We start from the raw sequence: 17,707 nt of genomic DNA, 5'->3' as shown, positions 1-17,707 counted from the left end.
GCTGGAGAAAGCAAATGTGCCGCTCCGCACCGTCTCTGTTGTTCGCGCTGCTCGCCTGCATGCTTTGTCTCACGCCCGCCGGCGCGGCCTCGCCCGAGTCGGACAGCCTGACGGTCGGCGGCCTGAAGCGCACCTACACGCTCTACCGTCCCGCCCGCGGCGGCGGGCCGAAGCCGATCCTCATGGTACTGCATGGCGGGGGCGGCGACGGTTCGCGCATCGCCCGTCAGACCGGCTTCGCGCGCTATGTCGACAAGATGGGCTTCATCGCCGTCTTCCCCGATTCCGGCGGCTCGCAGTGGAACGACGGGCGCGAGACCACGCGCTCGAGCCGCGACGACGTCGCCTTCCTCGTTGCGCTGATCAGGAAGGTCGCGGCCGAGGAAGGGGGCGATGCCGGCCGCGTCTTCGTCGCGGGCGCGTCGAATGGCGGCATGATGGCGCAGCGTCTCGTCTGCGAGGCGGCCGGTTCGGTCACCGCGGCCGGCATCGCCATCGCCAATTTGCCGAGCGCACTCGCCGGGGGTTGTCACCCGGCACGGCCGGTGCCGATGATCTTCTTCCTCTCCGCGAACGACCCGATCATGCCCTTCGCCGGCGGGGCGGTGAGGGCCGGGCTGATGCGCGGCGCCGGCGGGCAGGTGATGTCCGGTGCGAAGACCGTCGATTTCTGGGCGCAGATCAATGGCTGCGGCGCCGGAAGCCAGCGCAAGCTTCCCGACCGCGCTAACGACGGCACCCACGTGGTGGAGCACGATTTCGCCTGCCCGGCGGCGGCGACCCGCTTCTACGAGATCGACGGCGGCGGCCATACCTGGCCGGGCGGGTCGGTATCGCAGCGCCCATTTGTACAGCGTCTGGTTGGGAATACCAGCCATGATATTGACGCCACGCAAATGATGATTGATTTTTTTCACAGATACGGATTGTGACAAACTCGGCTCCCGGCTATGAAACGGCCGGAGGCGGAGCGGGCATCGAAGTCCGTTTTCGGGGCAGGACCGGCCGGATTACATCGAAATTCGACCAGTAGGATTTCAGCGAAGCGCGACGGCGGGTATTCAACCTTGGGCCACGAAAAAATACTCAAGCCAATTGTAGAATTGGCGCTGGAGGCCGGGCGGGTGATCCTTGGCGTCTACGCCACGGATTTCGCCGTCGAGACCAAGGCGGATTCCTCGCCCGTGACCGCGGCCGATCAGCGCGCCGAGGCGGTGATCCTGGCCGGGCTGAAGACGCTGGCGCCGGACATCCCGGTGATCGCCGAGGAAGAATGTGCGGCCGGGCGCATGCCGGCGACGGGGCGTACCTTCTTCCTGGTCGACCCGCTCGACGGCACCAAGGAGTTCCTTGCCCGCAACGGCGAGTTCACGGTCAATATCGCCCTGATCGAGGACGGCGCGCCGGTGGCGGGCGTGGTCTACGCCCCCGCGCTCGGCGTGCTCTATGCCGGCGGTCCGGAAGGGGCGTTCAAGGCGCGCGTCGTCGACGGCCTACTCGCGGAAGAGGCGCGGATCGACGTGCGCGACGCGCCGCCGGCGCTGAAGGCGGTGGGCAGCCGCTCGCACGGCTCGCAGGAGACCGTCGCCTGGCTCGCGCGCTTTCCGCAGGTTTCCTTCGTCTCGGCCGGCTCCTCGCTGAAGTTCTGCCTGCTGGCGGAGGGCGCGGCCGACATCTATCCGCGCTTCGGCCGCACCATGGAATGGGACACGGCGGCGGGCGACGCGGTGCTGCGCGCCGCCGGCGGGCTGGTGACCACCTGCGACGGCCGGCCCCTGACCTACAACAAGCGCGAGCAGGCGCATGACGCGCCCTTCGCAAACCCGCATTTCCTGGCCTTCGGCGACCGCCGGCTGATCGAGGCGGCGATTGCCCCGGTGCCGAGCGCTGCTACGCTTTAGAGAGCGCGGTCCATTCAAGATCGGTGAGAGAGGTATCCCGTGTCGGCTGATCGTATGACCCATCTCCGTCGTCTGGAGGCGGAGTCCATCTTCATCATCCGCGAGGTGGCCGCCGAGTTCAAAAAGCCGGTGATGCTGTATTCCATCGGCAAGGATTCCGCCGTGATGCTGCATCTGGCGATGAAGGCGTTCTATCCGTCCAAGCCGCCCTTCCCGTTGATGCACATCGACACGACGTGGAAGTTCCGGCAGATGATCGAGTTCCGCAACGAGATGGCGAAGAAGCTCGGCTTCGAGCTCATTGTGCACACCAATCAGGAAGGCGTCGCGCAGGGCATCAACCCGTTCGACCACGGCTCGTCCTTCTATACCAACGTGATGAAGACCGAGGCGCTTAAGGAGGCGCTGACGCTGCACGGCTTCGACGCCGCCTTCGGCGGGGCGCGCCGCGACGAGGAGAAGAGCCGCGCCAAGGAGCGCATCTTCTCCTTCCGCACCGAGACCCATGCCTGGGACCCCAAGAACCAGCGCCCAGAGCTGTGGAACCTCTACAATACGCGGGTGAAGCCGGGTGAATCGATCCGCGTCTTCCCGCTGTCGAACTGGACCGAGCTCGACATCTGGCAGTACATCCTGGCCGAGGACATTCCGATCGTGCCGCTCTACTTCGCCGCCAAGCGCCCCGTGGTGTGGCGCGACGGGCAGATGATCATGGTGGACGACGACCGCATTCCGCTGCATCCGGGCGAGACGCCGGAGGAGCGGCTGGTGCGCTTCCGCACGCTGGGTTGCTATCCGCTCACCGCCGCGATCGACAGCGACGCCGACACGCTGGAGGCGATCGTCCGCGAGATGCTGATCGCGCGCACCTCCGAGCGCGCCGGCCGCCTGATCGACCATGACGAGGCGGCCTCGATGGAGAAGAAGAAGCGCGAGGGATATTTCTGATGAGCCTCCCGGCCGAGATCGACACCTTCGCGGACTATCTTGCCGCGCACGAGAACAAGAGCCTGCTGCGCTTCCTCACCTGCGGCAGCGTGGACGACGGCAAGTCGACGCTGATCGGGCGTCTGCTGTTCGACACCAAGCTGCTGTTCGAGGACCAGCTCGCCACGCTGTCGAACGATTCCCGCAAGCACGGCACGGTGGGCGAGGATCTCGACTTCGCGCTGCTGGTGGACGGCCTCGCCGCCGAGCGCGAGCAGGGCATCACCATCGACGTCGCCTACCGCTTCTTCGCCACCGACAAGCGCAAGTTCATCGTCGCCGACACGCCCGGCCACGAGCAGTACACGCGCAACATGGCGACCGGGGCCTCCAACTCCGACCTCGCGGTGATCCTGGTCGACGCGCGGCAGGGCATTCTCACCCAGACCCGCCGGCACTCCTTCATCGTCTCGCTGCTCGGCATCCGCCACGTGGTGCTGGCGGTGAACAAGATCGACCTGGTCGACTTCTCGCAGGAAGTGTTCGACCAGATCGTGGCGGACTATGTGGAGTTCGCCAGGGACCTCGGCTTCGAGACCTTCGTGCCGGTGCCGCTCTCCGCGCGCTTCGGCGACAACATGCTGGAGCGCAGCGAGCGCACTCCCTGGTACACCGGCCCGACGCTGGTCGAGCACCTCGAGAACGTGCCGGTGGCGGACGACGCGCTGGCGCGCCCCTTCCGCATGCCGGTGCAGTGGGTGAACCGGCCCAATCTCGACTTCCGCGGCTTCTCCGGCACGGTGGTCAGCGGCTCGGTCCGCCCGGGCGACCCGATCGTGGTCGCCGGCTCCGGCCGCACCTCGACCGTCAAGTCGATCGTCACCCAGGACGGCCTGCTCACCAAGGCGGATGCGGGCGAGGCGGTGACCATCACGCTCGACGACGAGGTCGACATCTCGCGCGGCGACATCATCGCGGCGGCGGGGGCGCGCCCCGAGGTCGCCGACCAGTTCGCCGCGCATCTGATCTGGATGCATGACGACCACCTGCTGCCGGGCCGCTCCTACCTGATCAAGATCGGCACCCGCACGGTCAGCGCCAGCGTGACCGAGATCAAGCACAAGGTCGACGTCAACTCGTTCCAGAAGCTCGCGGCCAAGCAGCTCGGGCTGAACGAGGTGGGCGTGGTCAACTTCGCCACCCAGCATGCCGTCGCCTTCGATCCGTTCGCGCAGGTGCCGCAGACCGGCGCCTTCATCGTCATCGACCGGATGAGCAACCTCACCGTCGGCGCCGGCATGATCGACTTCGGGCTGAGGCGCGCGACCAACGTCCACTGGCAGGCGCTGGAGGTCGACAAGGCCTCGCGCGCGGCGATGAAGTTCCAGAAGCCGGTGGTGCTGTGGTTCACCGGCCTGTCGGGCGCGGGCAAGTCGACGGTCGCCAACATCGTCGAGAAGAAGCTGCAGGCGCTCACGCGTCACACCTACATGCTCGACGGCGACAATGTCCGCCACGGGCTGAACAAGGATCTCGGCTTTACCGAGGCCGACCGCGTGGAGAACATCCGCCGCGTGATCGAGGTGTCGAAGCTGTTCGTCGATGCCGGCATCATCGTGCTGACCTCGTTCATCTCGCCCTTCCGGGCCGAGCGGCGCCAGGCGCGCGACAGCTTCGAGGATGGCGAGTTCGTCGAGATCTTCGTCGACACGCCGCTCGCCGTCGCCGAGGAGCGCGATCCCAAGGGGCTCTACAAGCGTGCCCGCGAGGGCCTGATCAAGAACTTCACCGGCATCGACAGCCCCTACGAGCCGCCCGAGCACGCCGAGATCCACCTCCAGGCCGGCACCGCGACGCCGGAGGAGATGGCCGAGGAGATCGTCTCCTACCTCACCGCCAACGGCTATCTGGAATAGCGGCTCCGGCCGGGCGGCGCTTTGCCGTCGCCCGGCGGCGCCGTCTCACAGCGGGGTCAGGCCGCCATAGGTCTTGCCGCGGAAGAACACCAGCGGATCGCCTTCGCCGGCGGCATGTGCGCCGGCCACCCGGCCGATGATGATCGAGATGCTGCCGCGCTCGATCACGTCCTCCACCACGCAGTCGAACACGCCGAGCGCCGCCTTGAGCGTCGGCGCGCCGGTGGCGATCTCGCCCCATTCGCATTCCTTGAAGCGGTCGGCGCCGGACAGGCCGGCCTTGCCGGAGAATGCGTCCGCCACATGGGTGGCGCTCGCGGGCAGGTAGTTCACCGCGAAATGGCGGCTGGCGAGGATGGCGGGCAGGGCGCTCGTCTTGGCGTCGACCGAGACCAGCATCGTCGCCGGGTCGGCGGTGATGTGCGCGGCGGACAGGCCGAGGAAGCCGGCCGGGCCGTCGGTGCCGCGGGCGGTGACCACCGTCATGCCGGTGGCGCGTTCGCCCAGCGTGCGCCAGAAGGTCTTCGCGTCGATCGCGGTTTCGCTCGTGCTCATCCTGTCCCCATCCGATCTGATTAAGCCGATTAGCTAGCCAGCAATAAGAGCTCGGCCCGCACAGGCCAAGCCGGCGCGGGCGTCTTTTCGCCCGCGCGCCGTACGGCTTCGCCGCCGGGGGACGGCGGGCCGCCCGTCAATGGTTGTCGCGCGGCAACCCCCGGCTCTGGGCGATGCGCTGGTACTTCACCGCCGGCTCCAGCACCGCGCCGGTCTCGAGCTGGCCGACCACGCCGCGCTGAAGCTCCTGCCAGGGCGTCTGGCTGGCCGGGTAGCGATAGCCGCCGTCTTCTTCAAGCGCGCGCCGACGCGCCGCCAGCTCGTCCTCGGGCACCAGCATGTCGGCGGAACCGCGCTTGAGGTCGACGCGCACGCGGTCGCCGGTGCGCAGCAAGGCGAGCCCGCCGCCGGCCGCCGCCTCGGGCGAGGCGTTGAGGATCGAGGGCGAGCCGGAGGTGCCGGACTGGCGCCCGTCGCCGATGCAGGGCAGGGCGTGGATGCCGGCGCGGATCAGGTAGTCGGGCGCGCGCATGTTCACCACCTCGGCGGCGCCGGGATAGCCGATCGGGCCGGCGCCGCGCATGAACAGCACGGTGGTCCCGTCGATGGCGAGGGCGGGGTCGTCGATGCGGGCGTGATAGTCCTCCGGCCCGTCGAACACGACCGCGGGCCCCTCGAAGGCATCGGGATCGTCCGGGTTGGAGAGGTAGCGTTCGCGGAATTCGGGGCTGATGACGCTCAGCTTCATGATGGCGGTGTCGAACAGGTTGCCGCGCAGCACACGGAAGCCGGCCTTCTCCTTCAGCGGGCGCTCGAAGGGGTGGATCACCGCCTCGTCGAGGATCGCCGCGTCGCGGCAGTTCTCGCCGAGCGTGCGCCCGTTCGCGGTAAGCGCGTCCTCGGCGATCAGGCCCTGCTTCATCAGCTCGGCGACCACCGCCGGCACGCCGCCCGCGCGGTAATAGTCCTCGCCGAGATACTCGCCCGCGGGCTGCAGGTTCACCAGCAGCGGGATCTCCTCGCCATGGGCCTGCCAGTCGTCGAGGTCGAGCTCGACGCCGATATGGCGGGCGAGGGCGTTGAGGTGGATCGGCGCGTTGGTCGAGCCGCCGATGGCCGAATTGACGCGGATGGCGTTGAGGAAGGCGTCGCGGGTGAGGATGTCGGAGGGCTTGAGGTCCTCATGCACCATGCCGACGATGCGCAGCCCGGTGCGGTAGGCCATCTCCTGCCGGTCGCGATAGGGCGCGGGAATGGCGGCGGAGCCGGGAAGCTGCATGCCCAGCGCCTCGGCCAGCGAGTTCATGGTCGTCGCCGTACCCATGGTGTTGCAGAAGCCGGTGGAGGGGGCGGAGGAGGCGACCAGCTTCACGAAGCCGGCCTCGTCGATCTCGCCCGCCGCCAGCATCTCGCGGGCCTTCCACACGATGGTGCCCGAGCCGGTGCGCTCGCCGCGGAACCAGCCGTTGAGCATCGGCCCGACCGAGAGCGCGATGGCGGGAATGTTCACCGTCGCCGCCGCCATCAGGCAGGCGGGGGTGGTCTTGTCGCAGCCGATGGTGAGCACCACGCCGTCGAGCGGATAGCCGTACAGCACCTCGACGAGGCCAAGATAGGCGAGGTTGCGGTCGAGCCCGGCGGTCGGGCGCTTGCCGGTCTCCTGGATCGGGTGGACCGGGAACTCGATGGCGATGCCGCCGGCCTCGCGTATGCCCTCGCGCACCCGTTTGGCGAGGTCGAGATGGTGGCGGTTGCAGGGGGAGAGGTCCGAGCCGGTCTGGGCGATGCCGATGATCGGCCGGCCGGACTGCAACTCCTCCTGACTGAGGCCGAAATTGAGGTAGCGCTCGAGATAGAGCGCGGTCATGTCGACATTGGCGGGGTTGTCGAACCAGGCGCGGGAGCGGAGCCGGCGGTCGGATGTGGGGGCGTTGCCGTGCATGGCGGGCTCCTGCGTGCGGGGTCGGAGGCGGGGTCAAATCGTGGAGAAGCGGTAGAGCGAGACGTGGCGGTAGGTGTCGCCCGGGTCGAGCCGCACGCCGGGATAGTCCGGCCGGTTCGGGGCGTCGGGCCAGCCCTGCGGCTCGAGGCAGAAGGCGTCGGACTGGCGGTGCAGCCGGCCGGACTTGCCCGCCCCGGCGCCGTCGAGGAAATTGCCGGAATAGAACTGCAGCCCGGGCTGGTCGGTCAGCAGCTCCATCACCCGGCCGGAGCCGGGATGCTCGACCCGCGCGGCGAGCCGGGGCGCGTCCGCGTGCCCGCCGGGCAGGCAGTAATTGTGATCGTAGCCATGGCCGAGGCTGAGCTGCTCGTGCGGATCGCGGATGTGCGCGCCGATCGCCGCGCCGGCGCGGAAGTCGAACGGCGTGCCGTCGACCGGGGCCGGTCCGTCGAGCGGGATCGAGGCGGTGTCGACCGGCAGATACTGCTCTGCGAGCAGCGTGAGGTGATGGTCGAGCACGCTCCCGCCCGCCGCGACGCCGGCGAGATTGAAGAAGCCGTGATGGGTTAGGTTGGCGATGGTCGGCCGGTCCGTGGTCGCCTCGAAGGCGATGGAGAGCGTACCCGGCGCCGGGATCGCATAGGTGAGGCGGACCTGCAGGTTGCCGGGAAAACCCTCCTCGCCGTCCGGGCTGACATAGGACAGGCTGGCCTGCGGCACGGGGTCCTCTTCCACCGCCTCGACCCGCCAGAGCCGGCGGTCGAAGCCCTGGAACCCGCCATGCAGGGCGTTGGCGCCCTCATTGGCGGGGACACGGTAGGTCACGCCGTCGAGCGCGAAGGCGCCGTCGGCGATGCGGTTGGCGTAGCGCCCGATGGCGGCGCCGAAATAGCGCCGATGGGCGAGATAGGGGGCGAGCGCGTCATGGCCGAGCACCACGTCCGCCACCGCGCCGGCGCGGTCGGGCACGTGCAGCGCCTGCACCGCCGCGCCATAGGTGATGATCGCGGCCTCGAAGCTGCCTTCGCCGACGAGGCGCAGCCGTTCGACCGGCCGCCCGTCGGGCAGCGCGCCGAAGCTCTCGCGGATCAGCCGTCCGGTCATTGTGTCCATCCCTCGAATGCTGTTGCCACCCGATGGTCCCCAGCATGAAGATGCGCGCGGCAACGGGACTTGGCCGCAAGACGCGCACGACATCAAGCCCGGCACCGCCCGCGCACGGACCATAGCATCGCCGGTTGGCGGCACGGCGACGTCTGCCGCAGGGCTTTTCGAAGGCGGCATGAGGCGTGCATCGTGCCTTCCACGGCCGCGGCGTGGATGCCGGTTCGGCCCGACGAGGAGAATGGATGTGGACGAGCCGCGCGACGAGACCAACGAGCATGTCGGCTTCGACTTCCGCGCACTCGGCGAGCGCGAGCGCTACAAGCTGATGATCGGCACCATCGTGCCGCGCCCCATCGCGCTGGTGACGACGGTCGACCCGCAGGGCCGGGTCAATGCCGCCCCGTTCAGCTTCTTCAACTGCCTCTCCGCCGATCCGCCGATCCTCGCGCTGGGGGTGGAGAACCATGCCGACATGTCGTTCAAGGACACGGCGCTCAACATCCGCCTCACCGAGGTGTTCACGGTGAACATCGTCTCCCACGCCATCGCCGAGGCGATGCATGTGTGCGGGGTCGGCTTTCCGCCCGGCACGGACGAACTCGCCGCGGCGGGCCTCACCGCCCTGCCGGGCATCAAGGTGGCCGCGCCCTTCATCCGCGAGGCGCCGGCCGCGTTCGAGTGCCGCCGGCACGTCACGCTGGAGCTCGGCCGGTCGCGCCAGATCATCCTCGGCGAGATCGTCTATGCCCATTACCGCGCCGAGGTTGTGGACGCGGAGCGGCTGCGCATCGACCCGGCCCGGCTCGACGCCGTCGCCCGGCTCGGCGGCTCGACCTGCGCCACCATTCGCGACCGCTTCGACATGCCGACGCCGACGCTGGCCGACATGCAGGCGGCGCTCGGCGACGTCGCGGAATGAGGAATTGGCGGAACGAGGAATTGGCGGAATAGAGGAGGCTTGCCGCCCCCTTCGCGCGCTCTATTCTCGGGGAAAGCGCGCCGGACCGGACTGTCGGCGACGGGCGCGGTTCGAGAAAGGGCACACCGATGCCTCAGCTCGTGCGTTTCCTGATCCGCCATGCCGTCATCGGCATCGGCGTCGCCGCCCTGTTCGTGGGAACACTGCTCCTGCTCGACGTGGCCCGGCTCGGCACGCTGGTGTGGGAATCGCCCTCGGGCTTTGTCGCGGTGGCGGCGCTCACCGCCGCGCTCGGCGTCACCTTCGGCAGCGTGCAGATGGGCTTCGCGGTCATGCTGCTCGGCCAGGAGGCGGATGGGCCCGGCGGCGGCACCCCGCGCACGGTGCTCCGCCCGGTGCCGGTGCGGGTCGCTTCGCGCGCCGGCCGGCACACGCCCCGCCACGACCACCGCTTCCAGGACATGGGCCGACCCTTCGACTGGGACTGACGGGCGTACCCTCGCGCACCGTCCCCTGCGCTCGATCGCGGGCGTTCTCGTGCGCCCGGGCTGGCCGCGCGGGCGGGTTTCGCGCGGCTTCTGAATCAAGGCTTTCACAGCCTTTCCTCGCTGCCGCAGAGCCATGCCATTATCGTTCATCATAAACGAATGAAATGTCCGAAATTTTGATCTGGATCGAATGGTTACATTCGTGGGATCAAGGGCCGTCACCCAAGGAGAGACGGCCATGGCGTCGCAGGCGGAGTTGGTTCAGCAGTCGGTTCACGAGCATCACACGGCGCTCGAGCGGTTCGGTATCCTGCCGGGCGTGGCGCTGACCGCGGCCATCGCAGCGGCCGCCTTCGGCCTGCGCCAGCTTCCCATGGTCGGGCTGCTCAGCCCGATGATCCTCGCCATCATGATCGGCATCGCCCTGCACAATCTGGTGGGCACGCCGCTCCGGGCGAAGCCGGGCGTCACCTTCTCGCTGCGCCGCATCCTGCGCTTCGCCATCATCCTGCTCGGCCTCCAGCTCACCGCCGCGCAGGTGGCGGAGGTCGGGGCGACGGGCGTCGGCGTCATCATCCTCACCCTGGTCGCGACCTTCCTCTTCACCATCGGGCTCGGCCGGGTGATGGGGGTCGAGGGCAAGCTCGCTGAGCTGATCGCCGCCGGCACCTCGATCTGCGGCGCCTCGGCGGTGATCGCCACCAACACGGTGACGCGCGCCTCCGACGAAGACGTCGCCTATGCGGTGGCCTGCGTCACCGTCTTCGGCTCGATCGCCATGTTCCTCTATCCGCTGCTGCCCGGCGTGCTGGGGCTCGACGCCCACGCCTACGGGCTGTGGACCGGCTCCTCGGTGCACGAGATCGCGCAGGTGGTCGCGGCGGCCTACCAGCAGGGCCAGTCGGCCGGCGAGTTCGGCACCATCGCCAAGCTCTCCCGCGTGATGATGCTGGCGCCGGTGGTGATCGCGCTCGGCCTCGTCGCCACCCGCCGCGCCTCGCACCACGCCCATCACGGCGCGGCCCGGGCCAAGCCGCCGCTGCCCTGGTTCGTGCTCGGCTTCATCGCCCTGGTCGGCGTGAACAGCGTCGTGACGGTGCCGCCGGAGGCCAAGAGCGTGATCGTGCTCGCCACCACCTTCATGCTTTCCATGGCGCTGGCGGCGATGGGACTGGAGACCGACATCGCCAAGCTGCGCGCCAAGGGCGTGAAGCCCTTCATCCTCGGCCTCGCCGCCTTTGTGTTCATCGCCTCTTTCAGCCTAATGCTGGTGAAGATGACCACATGAGGCCCTGCTGAGGCCCGGCGACGAGGTGCCATGACACTCGAGCAGCTTCGCATCTTCGTCGCCGTCGCCGAACGCGAGCACCTCACCCGGGCGGCCGAGGCGCTCAACCTGACACCCTCGGCAACGAGCGCCGCCGTCGCGGCGCTCGAAGCGCGTCACGCCACCCGGCTGTTCGACCGCGTCGGCCGGCGCATCGCGCTCACCGAGGCCGGGCGCCTGTTCCTGGTCGAGGCGCGCGCCGTGCTGGCGCAGGCCGCCGCCGCCGAGCAGGTGCTGCTCGACCTCGCCGGGCTGGAGCGCGGAAGGCTTGAGCTGGCGGGCAGCCAGACCGTCGGCAATTACTGGCTGCCGGGCGTGATCGCCCGTTTCCGCGCGCTCTATCCCGGCATCACCGTGCGGGTGGAGATCGGCAATACCGACTTCGTCGCCGGAAGGGTGCAGGAGGGCGCGGCCGATCTCGGCTTTGTCGAGGGCGAGCTCGACGAGCCGGCGCTGGCGAAACAGGTCGTCGCGCGCGACGAGATGGTGCTGGTGGCGCCGGTCACCCATCCCTGGACCTGGCGCCCCCCGCGCGCGGTCGAGGAGCTGAAGGCCGGCCCCTGGGTGCTGCGCGAGACCGGCTCGGGCACGCGGGCGATGCTGGAAGCGTTCCTCGGCGCGCGTGGGCTGGCGCCGGAGACGCTGAACGTGGTGCTGGAATATCCCTCCAACGAGGCGATCCGCGTCGCGGTCGAGGCCGGCAGCGGGGTGAGCGTGATCTCGCGCCGCGTGGTCGACGGCGCCATCCGTGCCGGCACGCTGGCGCTGGTCGACTATGCGCTGCCCGCCCGCGAGTTCCTCGCGCTCCGGCACAAGGAGCGCTACACGACCCGCGCCGCGCAGGCCTTCCTCGCCCTCGCCGGGCAGGAGTGAGGCGCGCGCGGGCCGGCCCCGTTCCGCCTCACGCCACCATGCGCCCGTCCTCGAAATGGACGATGCGGTCGAACAGGTCGGTCGAGCGCGGGTCGTGCGTGACCACGGCGATCGCCGCGCCCTGGGTGGCGGCGATGCGGCGGAACAGCTCCATCACCTGCCGCCCGCGCACGCTGTCGAGCGCGGCGGTCGGCTCGTCGGCGAGGATCAGCGGCGGGCCGTTGGCGAGCGCCCGCGCCACCGCGACCCGCTGCTGCTCGCCGCCCGACAGCCGGGTCGGCAGGTTGTCGGCGCGATGGGCGAGGTCGAGCGCCGCCAGAAGGCGCCGCGCATGGGCCATCGCGTCCGCCCCCGCGACGTCGGCGATCTCGAGGCTGAGCGCGACGTTCTCGCTGGCGGAGAGGAACGGGATGAGGTTGGCGCGCTGGAACACGAAGCCGATCTGGTGCCGGCGCACCTCGCGCAGCCCGTCGACATCGGTCCCGGCATGGGAGACACGCTGCCCGGCGAGCCAGACCTCGCCGGCGGTCGGCGCCTCCAGCAGGCCGGCCATCATCAGGAAGGTGCTCTTGCCCGAGCCGCTCGGCCCGAAGATGCCGACCAGCTCCCCCGCCGCGATCTCCAGCGAGACGTCGTCGAGCGCCCGCACCAGCCCGCTCGGGCTCGCATAATGGCGCGTCAGGCCGCGCACGCTGAGCACCGGGCCGCTCACGAGAGCACCTCGCGCGCGCTCACCTTCGAGGCGCGCGCAATACCCACCCAGGCCGCTACCGCGCAGATCAGCGCCAGCGCCAGGCCGAGCGCGGCGAGGTCGGGCGGGTCCATCACCACCCGGCGCGGGAACAGCGGGAACACCAGCCGCGCGATCAGCAGCGAGAGCGCGAAGCCGGCGAGGCCGATCATCCCGGCCTGCTGGCCGATCATCCCCGCCACCACGCTTTCGCGCGCGCCCATGAGCTTGAGCAGCGCGATCTCGTGCAGCTTCTCGATGGTCATGGTGTAGATGATGAGCGAGACCACGATGGCGGTGATGATCAGGATCAGCCCGGTGAAGGCGAGGATCTGCAGCCGCAGCTTCCACAGCCGCGCGTTCAGCATCAGGTCGCGCTGCTGGGCGGTGGTGAGCACGCGCACGTCGCCCCAGCGCTCCATCGCCGCGATCACCTGTGCGGGGTCCGCCGCCGGGTCGAGCCGCACCAGCACGGCGGCGATCTTGCTCTCCTGCGCCACCGAGCTGCCGTCCGGCGAGGCGGCAAGCTCGCCATGGGTGGCGCGGGCGAGGTGCACCTCCTCCGAGGTGCGGCGCTGGGCGATGGCGGTGGCGTCGTTGATCGAGACGAACATCAGCCCGTCGCCGGCGGAATCGACCATGTGCCGGGTCAAGCCGACGATGTCGTAATCGTCGAGCCCGAGCCGCACCCGGTCGCCGACATGAAGGCCGGTGCTGGCGTCGGCGATAGCCTCGTAGCGCCCGGCATGAAGCCAGCGTCCGGCGGTGAGCGGCAGCCAGTGCCCGTCGTCGCGGGGCACGTCGACGCCGGTGAGGGTGGCCCGCCGCGTCGCGCCGTCGAAGGCGAATTGCTGGGTGAACTGGGTGAAGCGGCGCACATCGGCGACGCCGGGCACGCCCTCCACGCGCCGGTCCATGTCCGGCGCGACGGCGGAGCCTTCCGCGAACGGGCCGGCGCGCTCGCCCTGAACCACCCACAGATCGGCGTCGATGCGCTCGATGATCAGCAGCGCGTCCTCGACCACGCCGCGATAGAGCCCGGTCATGCCGATCATCGCCGTCATCAGGAAGGCGACGCCGAACGCGGTGAGCGCGAAGCGGGTGGGGGAGTGGATGGCGTCCTTAAGCGCGAGGTTCATGGGCGGGTCTCCTCGACGCGCACCCGCATGCCGGCGAACACGCCGTCCGGGGCCAGCACCGTGTCGCCCCCCGCGAGGCCGCGCGTAACCTCGACCCGGGTCTCGCCGGCGGCGCCGAGGCCGACCTCGCGCCAGTGCGCGCGCCCGTTCCGCGCCACCCACAAGCCGGGAATGCCGTTCCGCCGGGCGATGAAGGATTTCGGCACGGTGAGCACGCCGGTCCGGGTCTCGATCGCGAGCCGGGCGATGCCGCGCTGGCCGAGCGCCCAGTTCACCGGCAGCGTGTCGAGCGCGATGTCGAGCTCGAACTCGCGCGTCTCCTCGTCCACCTCGCGGTCGAGCCGCAGCACGTGGCCGGTGATCGGCGCCTGCGCGGGGCCGAAGGTGACGGTCGCCGTCTGTCCGGCCTGCACGGCGGCGATCGTGCTCTCGTCCAGCCGCGTGGTGAGGACGAGGCTCTTCGGGTCGACGATGTGCAGGAGCTCGGTGCCGGGCGTGAGCACCTCGCCGAGATAATGCGCGCGCGAGACCACCACGCCGTCGATCGGCGCGCGGATCACGCTGTCGTCGAGCTGGGCGCGGGCAACGGCGACGCGGGCCTTCGCGGCGTCGCGCTCGGCCTCCGCCTGCTCGATCGCCCGCTTGGTGCGCACGAGCTCGGCCTCGGCCTGGCGGCGGGCGGAGAGCGCGTCGTCCAGCGTCGCCTCGCTCACCACGCCTTTGGCGATCAGCGTCACCTGCCGCTCATGGGTCGCGCGCGCCTGCTCCAGCGCTGCAGCGGCGCGGTCGCGCTCGGCCTCGGCGGTGGCGACCGCGCGCCCGGAGGCATCGGCGCTCGCCTGCGCCGAGGTAAGCTCGCCGGCGAGGTCGTCAAAGCCGAGGCGGGCCAGCACCTCGCCCTTCGTCACCTTATCGTTGCGATCGACGGCAAGGCTGTCGATGCGGCCCTGGATCCGGCTGCCGACGCTCGCCTCCGACAGCGCGGCGAGCGTGCCGGGCCCCCGGAGTTCGACGGTGAGGCTGCCCGGGCGCACCGTCTCGCCCGCGACGGCGTGGGGATAGAGATAGCGCCCGCCGAACAGGGCGGCGGCGAGCAGGGCGAGCGCCAGCCCCGCCAAGCGCAGCCTGCCGCGCGACCGTGCGCGCGGCACCGGCGGGCGCAGCGACTGGAACTGGTCGAGGTCGGGCTGGACGTTCATCGAAGACGCGCCGGCCTGACGTCACTGCGCCTGCGCGGCGCGGGCGGAGAGCAGCGCATCCTTGCAGGGCTGCGAGATCTTGTCCGGGTTGGCCTTCATGCATTCGAGGATGCGGCCGCCGCCCGGCTGGATGCCGGCACAGGCCGAGCGGATGTCGGCCTCGCAGGCGGCACGGATCGCCTGCCGCTGCGCGGTCGACAGGTTCTGCGCCATCGCCGGCGTCTGCGCGAAGGCGCTGCCGGTGAGGACGACGCCGGCAATGCCGGCCAAAGCGAGCACGAGGGCGGCGCGAAGGTTCAGTCTGCGGAGCATGGGGTTCCATCCAGTTCGAGGGGAGACGCGCGGCCGGCACGGCGTGCCGCTCCGCGGATCGGGCATGGAGCGATTGGGCATGGAGCCCGCCCAGTGGGGCGGTCGGTGGACGGGCTCCATCGCCCCGGCCGGCCGCGAACGGCCCGCCTGCCGAGAGGACCGGGGTGTGGTGCGTCTCGGTACAGGGCGAGGATGGGCGCGCCGCTTTGCGCAGATGTCTCGGAAAGCCGGTTTTTCGTAACAGTTTGTATCGGCGCACCGGTCGCGGCTTGCCTCGCGGGCCGGCCGCTGTCATGCCGCTTCCATGACGGCGGAACGGCTACTCCTGGTCGAGGACGACCGAGACATACGCGGCCTGCTTTCCGATTTTCTCGGCGGCGAGGGCTATGCGGTCGAGGCGGTCGAGAGCGGCGCTCTGATGGACCGCGCGCTGATGCGCGGCATGCCGGACCTCGTCATTCTCGACATCATGCTGCCGGGGGAGGACGGGCTGTCGATCTGCCGGCGCCTGCGGGCTCGCTCGCGCGTGCCGATCCTCATGCTCACCGCCCGGCACGACGACATAGACCGCATCGTCGGGCTGGAGATCGGCGCCGACGACTATCTCGGCAAGCCGTTCAACCCGCGCGAATTGCTGGCCCGCATCCGCGCCCTGTTGCGCCGCTCGACCGGGGCGCTCTCGGCAGGCGCGCCCGAGCGCCGGCGCAAGCGCTTCGCCCGGCTGGTGGCCGATCTCGACGCCCGCGTGATCGAGGACGATGGCGGGCAGCGGGTGAACCTGACCACGGCGGAGTTCGACCTGCTCACCTGTTTCCTCGAGCGGCCGGGCCGCGTGCTCTCGCGCGACCAGCTCCTCGACTGGACCCGCGGGCGCTCGGCCGACCCGTTCGACCGGACCATCGACGTCACCGTCTCGCGGCTGCGCGCCAAGCTCGCCCAGTGCCTGCCGGAGGAGGAGCAGATCATCACCACGGTGCGCAATGCCGGCTATCTGTTCTCCGCCGACGTGCGCGACGCGTGAGGCGGCGATGCGCCTCGGCCTGCTCGCGCGCATCATCCTCATCGTGGCGATGGCGCTGCTCGCCATCCAGCTTCTGGCGCTGCTGTTCTATTTCGGCCAGGGCGACGGGCGCAGCCTGCTGGGGGAGGCCTCGCCCGCCCTGCCGCGCCAGGTGGTCTCGCTGGTGCGCCTGGTCGAGCGGGCGCCGCCCGCGCTGCGGCCGGACCTGTTCACCGCGCTGTCCGAGAACGGGCGCAACGTCTCGCTGGTCGCCGAGCCGCCGGCGGACGATGCCGGCGCCACCTCGCTGCACCGGGTGGAGCTCTCGATCCGCGCGGCGCTCGACGTCTCGGGCTATTCCGGGCGCCGGGTGCTGGCGCGCTTCGATCCGCGCGACAAGGCGCATCCGGGCGAGACGTTCCGGGTCTATGTCCAGCTCGCCACCGGCGACTATCTCGTCCTCGACGTGAAGGACCGGGTGACGGTGCGCCTGCTCGGCATCCCGATCGGCTTCTTCGCCGGCGTGTTCGGCGTGCTGGTGGCGGTGGCCGCGCTCGCCGCGGTGGCGCGCGAGATGAAGCCGCTGACCCGGCTCGCCCGCGAGGTCGACCGCATCGGCGGCCAGCTCGACCCGGTCGCGATCCCCGAGAAGGGCGCGCCGGAGCTGCGCGCGCTGATCCGCGCCGTCAACGCCATGCAGGAGCGCATCGCGACGCTGGTGAGGAACCGCACCCTTACGCTGGGGGCAATCTCGCACGACCTGCGCACCTATCTCACGCGGCTGCGGCTGCGGGTGGAGATGATGCCGGAGAGCCGCCACCGCGCCGGCGCCGTCGCCGATGTCGAAGCGATGCAGGCGCTGGTGGAGGACACGCTCGACTTCGCGCAGAGCTCGTTCTCGTCCGCCGAGCCGGCGGTCGCGGACCTCGGCGCCGTGCTCACGCGCTTTCGCGCCGGCCATGCCGCGCCGGAGCCGATCCGTCTCGACCTGCCCGGCGAGCCCGCCCGGGTCGCTGTGGGCGAGAAGACGCTGGAGCGGCTGTGCGCGAACCTCGTCGGCAACGCGCTGCGCCACGGCCATTGCGCGTTTCTCAGCGTGCGGGCGGAGGGGCCGCATGTGATCCTGCAGGTCGAGGATGATGGCCCCGGCATCCCGCCGGACGAGCGCGCCCATGTGTTCGAGCCGTTCTACCGGATCGACGCCTCGCGCAACCGCGACAGCGGCGGCGCAGGGCTCGGCCTTACCATCGTCCGGCGCATCGTCGACCTGCATGGCGGCACGATCGAACTCGGCGACAGCGCGCATGGCGGGCTGCGCATCACTGTGGCGCTGCCCGCCGCCTGAGGCGCCGCTGCCCCAGGCTTGGGGCAC

General features: G+C 70.2%; 17 protein-coding genes. 10 read left to right on the top strand and 7 right to left on the bottom strand.

The window, feature by feature from the left end:
• Window positions 1-14: 14 nt before the first annotated feature.
• The 4 genes from NVS89_RS03120 to cysN all read left to right on the top strand — a co-directional run bounded on the left by NVS89_RS03120 (window position 15) and on the right by cysN (window position 4,744).
• Window positions 15-932 carry a CE1 family esterase gene (locus tag NVS89_RS03120; RefSeq protein WP_258731020.1) on the top strand — a complete coding sequence of 306 codons (918 nt, stop codon included), beginning with the start codon at window positions 15-17 and terminating at the stop codon, window positions 930-932.
• 150 nt (window positions 933-1,082) lie between these two features.
• Complete coding sequence (gene cysQ, locus NVS89_RS03115; RefSeq protein WP_374114523.1) at window positions 1,083-1,901, top strand: 3'(2'),5'-bisphosphate nucleotidase CysQ; 819 nt, start codon at window positions 1,083-1,085, stop codon at window positions 1,899-1,901.
• 54 nt (window positions 1,902-1,955) lie between these two features.
• On the top strand, window positions 1,956-2,849 hold the full coding sequence (gene cysD / locus NVS89_RS03110; protein WP_258731517.1) for a sulfate adenylyltransferase subunit CysD: 894 nt from the start codon (window positions 1,956-1,958) through the stop codon (window positions 2,847-2,849).
• Entirely contained in the window at window positions 2,849-4,744 is a 1,896-nt protein-coding gene (cysN, locus tag NVS89_RS03105) for a sulfate adenylyltransferase subunit CysN (RefSeq protein ID WP_258731019.1), read from the top strand. The genes cysD and cysN overlap by 1 nt, the downstream gene beginning before the upstream one ends.
• A 45-nt stretch (window positions 4,745-4,789) precedes the next feature.
• Here cysN and NVS89_RS03100 read toward each other — a convergent pair whose 3' ends face one another.
• The 3 genes from NVS89_RS03100 to NVS89_RS03090 form a co-directional block, all read right to left on the bottom strand.
• Window positions 4,790-5,299, bottom strand: coding sequence for a flavin reductase family protein (locus NVS89_RS03100; RefSeq protein WP_258731018.1), 510 nt, complete (start codon window positions 5,297-5,299; stop codon window positions 4,790-4,792).
• A 136-nt stretch (window positions 5,300-5,435) separates the two neighbouring features.
• Window positions 5,436-7,241 carry an IlvD/Edd family dehydratase gene (locus NVS89_RS03095; protein ID WP_258731017.1) on the bottom strand — a complete coding sequence of 602 codons (1,806 nt, stop codon included), beginning with the start codon at window positions 7,239-7,241 and terminating at the stop codon, window positions 5,436-5,438.
• A gap of 33 nt (window positions 7,242-7,274) precedes the next feature.
• Window positions 7,275-8,345, bottom strand: a complete 1,071-nt coding sequence (locus NVS89_RS03090; RefSeq protein WP_258731016.1) for an aldose epimerase family protein — start codon at window positions 8,343-8,345, stop codon at window positions 7,275-7,277.
• Window positions 8,346-8,586: 241 nt separating this feature from the next.
• Here NVS89_RS03090 and NVS89_RS03085 point away from each other — a divergent pair, with 241 nt between their 5' ends.
• The 4 genes from NVS89_RS03085 to NVS89_RS03070 all read left to right on the top strand — a co-directional run bounded on the left by NVS89_RS03085 (window position 8,587) and on the right by NVS89_RS03070 (window position 11,955).
• On the top strand, window positions 8,587-9,267 hold the full coding sequence (locus NVS89_RS03085) for a flavin reductase family protein (protein WP_374114513.1): 681 nt from the start codon (window positions 8,587-8,589) through the stop codon (window positions 9,265-9,267).
• A 128-nt stretch (window positions 9,268-9,395) separates the two neighbouring features.
• Entirely contained in the window at window positions 9,396-9,755 is a 360-nt protein-coding gene (locus NVS89_RS03080; RefSeq protein WP_258731015.1) for a hypothetical protein, read from the top strand.
• 238 nt (window positions 9,756-9,993) lie between these two features.
• Window positions 9,994-11,043: a YeiH family protein gene (locus NVS89_RS03075; RefSeq protein ID WP_258731014.1), complete on the top strand. Its 1,050-nt coding sequence runs from the start codon at window positions 9,994-9,996 to the stop codon at window positions 11,041-11,043.
• Between the two features lie 30 nt (window positions 11,044-11,073).
• Window positions 11,074-11,955 (top strand): LysR family transcriptional regulator, encoded by an 882-nt coding sequence (locus NVS89_RS03070; RefSeq protein ID WP_258731012.1) that lies wholly within the window; start codon window positions 11,074-11,076, stop codon window positions 11,953-11,955.
• Between the two features lie 28 nt (window positions 11,956-11,983).
• On the opposite strand, the gene NVS89_RS03065 is transcribed toward NVS89_RS03070, so the two are convergent.
• From NVS89_RS03065 to NVS89_RS03050, 4 genes are read right to left on the bottom strand one after another with little or no spacing between them, the layout of a single operon-like run.
• Entirely contained in the window at window positions 11,984-12,667 is a 684-nt protein-coding gene (locus tag NVS89_RS03065) for an ABC transporter ATP-binding protein (protein WP_258731011.1), read from the bottom strand.
• Window positions 12,664-13,824 (bottom strand): ABC transporter permease, encoded by a 1,161-nt coding sequence (locus NVS89_RS03060; RefSeq protein WP_258731010.1) that lies wholly within the window; start codon window positions 13,822-13,824, stop codon window positions 12,664-12,666. The genes NVS89_RS03065 and NVS89_RS03060 overlap by 4 nt, the downstream gene beginning before the upstream one ends.
• Window positions 13,821-15,023, bottom strand: a complete 1,203-nt coding sequence (locus NVS89_RS03055) for an efflux RND transporter periplasmic adaptor subunit (protein ID WP_258731009.1) — start codon at window positions 15,021-15,023, stop codon at window positions 13,821-13,823. Before NVS89_RS03055 ends, NVS89_RS03060 begins: the two co-directional genes overlap by 4 nt.
• 21 nt (window positions 15,024-15,044) lie before the next feature.
• Window positions 15,045-15,335 carry a cysteine rich repeat-containing protein gene (locus tag NVS89_RS03050; RefSeq protein ID WP_258731008.1) on the bottom strand — a complete coding sequence of 97 codons (291 nt, stop codon included), beginning with the start codon at window positions 15,333-15,335 and terminating at the stop codon, window positions 15,045-15,047.
• Window positions 15,336-15,639: 304 nt separating this feature from the next.
• Here NVS89_RS03050 and NVS89_RS03045 point away from each other — a divergent pair, with 304 nt between their 5' ends.
• Entirely contained in the window at window positions 15,640-16,356 is a 717-nt protein-coding gene (locus NVS89_RS03045; RefSeq protein WP_258731007.1) for a response regulator, read from the top strand.
• Window positions 16,357-16,363: 7 nt separating this feature from the next.
• Complete coding sequence (locus NVS89_RS03040) at window positions 16,364-17,680, top strand: ATP-binding protein (protein WP_258731006.1); 1,317 nt, start codon at window positions 16,364-16,366, stop codon at window positions 17,678-17,680.
• Window positions 17,681-17,707 lie beyond the last annotated feature (27 nt).

Origin of the sequence: Ancylobacter mangrovi, assembly GCF_024752355.1 — a bacterium.
GTDB classification, from domain to species: domain Bacteria; phylum Pseudomonadota; class Alphaproteobacteria; order Rhizobiales; family Xanthobacteraceae; genus Ancylobacter; species Ancylobacter mangrovi.
The sequence above is the reverse complement of the archived record's forward strand: the minus strand, read 5'-3'. Positions and strand labels throughout refer to the sequence as shown.

Bases quoted from the DNA above. Each gene is read 5' to 3' on its own strand.
- NVS89_RS03120 (WP_258731020.1), top strand. From the start codon at position 15: ATGTGCCGCTCCGCACCGTCTCTGTTGTTCGCGCTGCTCGCCTGCATG.
- cysD (WP_258731517.1), top strand. From the start codon at position 1,956: ATGACCCATCTCCGTCGTCTGGAGGCGGAGTCCATCTTCATCATCCGC.
- cysN (WP_258731019.1), top strand. From the start codon at position 2,849: ATGAGCCTCCCGGCCGAGATCGACACCTTCGCGGACTATCTTGCCGCG.
- NVS89_RS03100 (WP_258731018.1), bottom strand. From the start codon at position 5,299: ATGAGCACGAGCGAAACCGCGATCGACGCGAAGACCTTCTGGCGCACG.
- NVS89_RS03095 (WP_258731017.1), bottom strand. From the start codon at position 7,241: ATGCACGGCAACGCCCCCACATCCGACCGCCGGCTCCGCTCCCGCGCC.
- NVS89_RS03090 (WP_258731016.1), bottom strand. From the start codon at position 8,345: ATGACCGGACGGCTGATCCGCGAGAGCTTCGGCGCGCTGCCCGACGGG.
- NVS89_RS03085 (WP_374114513.1), top strand. From the start codon at position 8,587: ATGGATGTGGACGAGCCGCGCGACGAGACCAACGAGCATGTCGGCTTC.
- NVS89_RS03080 (WP_258731015.1), top strand. From the start codon at position 9,396: ATGCCTCAGCTCGTGCGTTTCCTGATCCGCCATGCCGTCATCGGCATC.
- NVS89_RS03075 (WP_258731014.1), top strand. From the start codon at position 9,994: ATGGCGTCGCAGGCGGAGTTGGTTCAGCAGTCGGTTCACGAGCATCAC.
- NVS89_RS03070 (WP_258731012.1), top strand. From the start codon at position 11,074: ATGACACTCGAGCAGCTTCGCATCTTCGTCGCCGTCGCCGAACGCGAG.
- NVS89_RS03060 (WP_258731010.1), bottom strand. From the start codon at position 13,824: ATGAACCTCGCGCTTAAGGACGCCATCCACTCCCCCACCCGCTTCGCG.
- NVS89_RS03055 (WP_258731009.1), bottom strand. From the start codon at position 15,023: ATGAACGTCCAGCCCGACCTCGACCAGTTCCAGTCGCTGCGCCCGCCG.
- NVS89_RS03050 (WP_258731008.1), bottom strand. From the start codon at position 15,335: ATGCTCCGCAGACTGAACCTTCGCGCCGCCCTCGTGCTCGCTTTGGCC.
- NVS89_RS03045 (WP_258731007.1), top strand. From the start codon at position 15,640: ATGACGGCGGAACGGCTACTCCTGGTCGAGGACGACCGAGACATACGC.
- NVS89_RS03040 (WP_258731006.1), top strand. From the start codon at position 16,364: ATGCGCCTCGGCCTGCTCGCGCGCATCATCCTCATCGTGGCGATGGCG.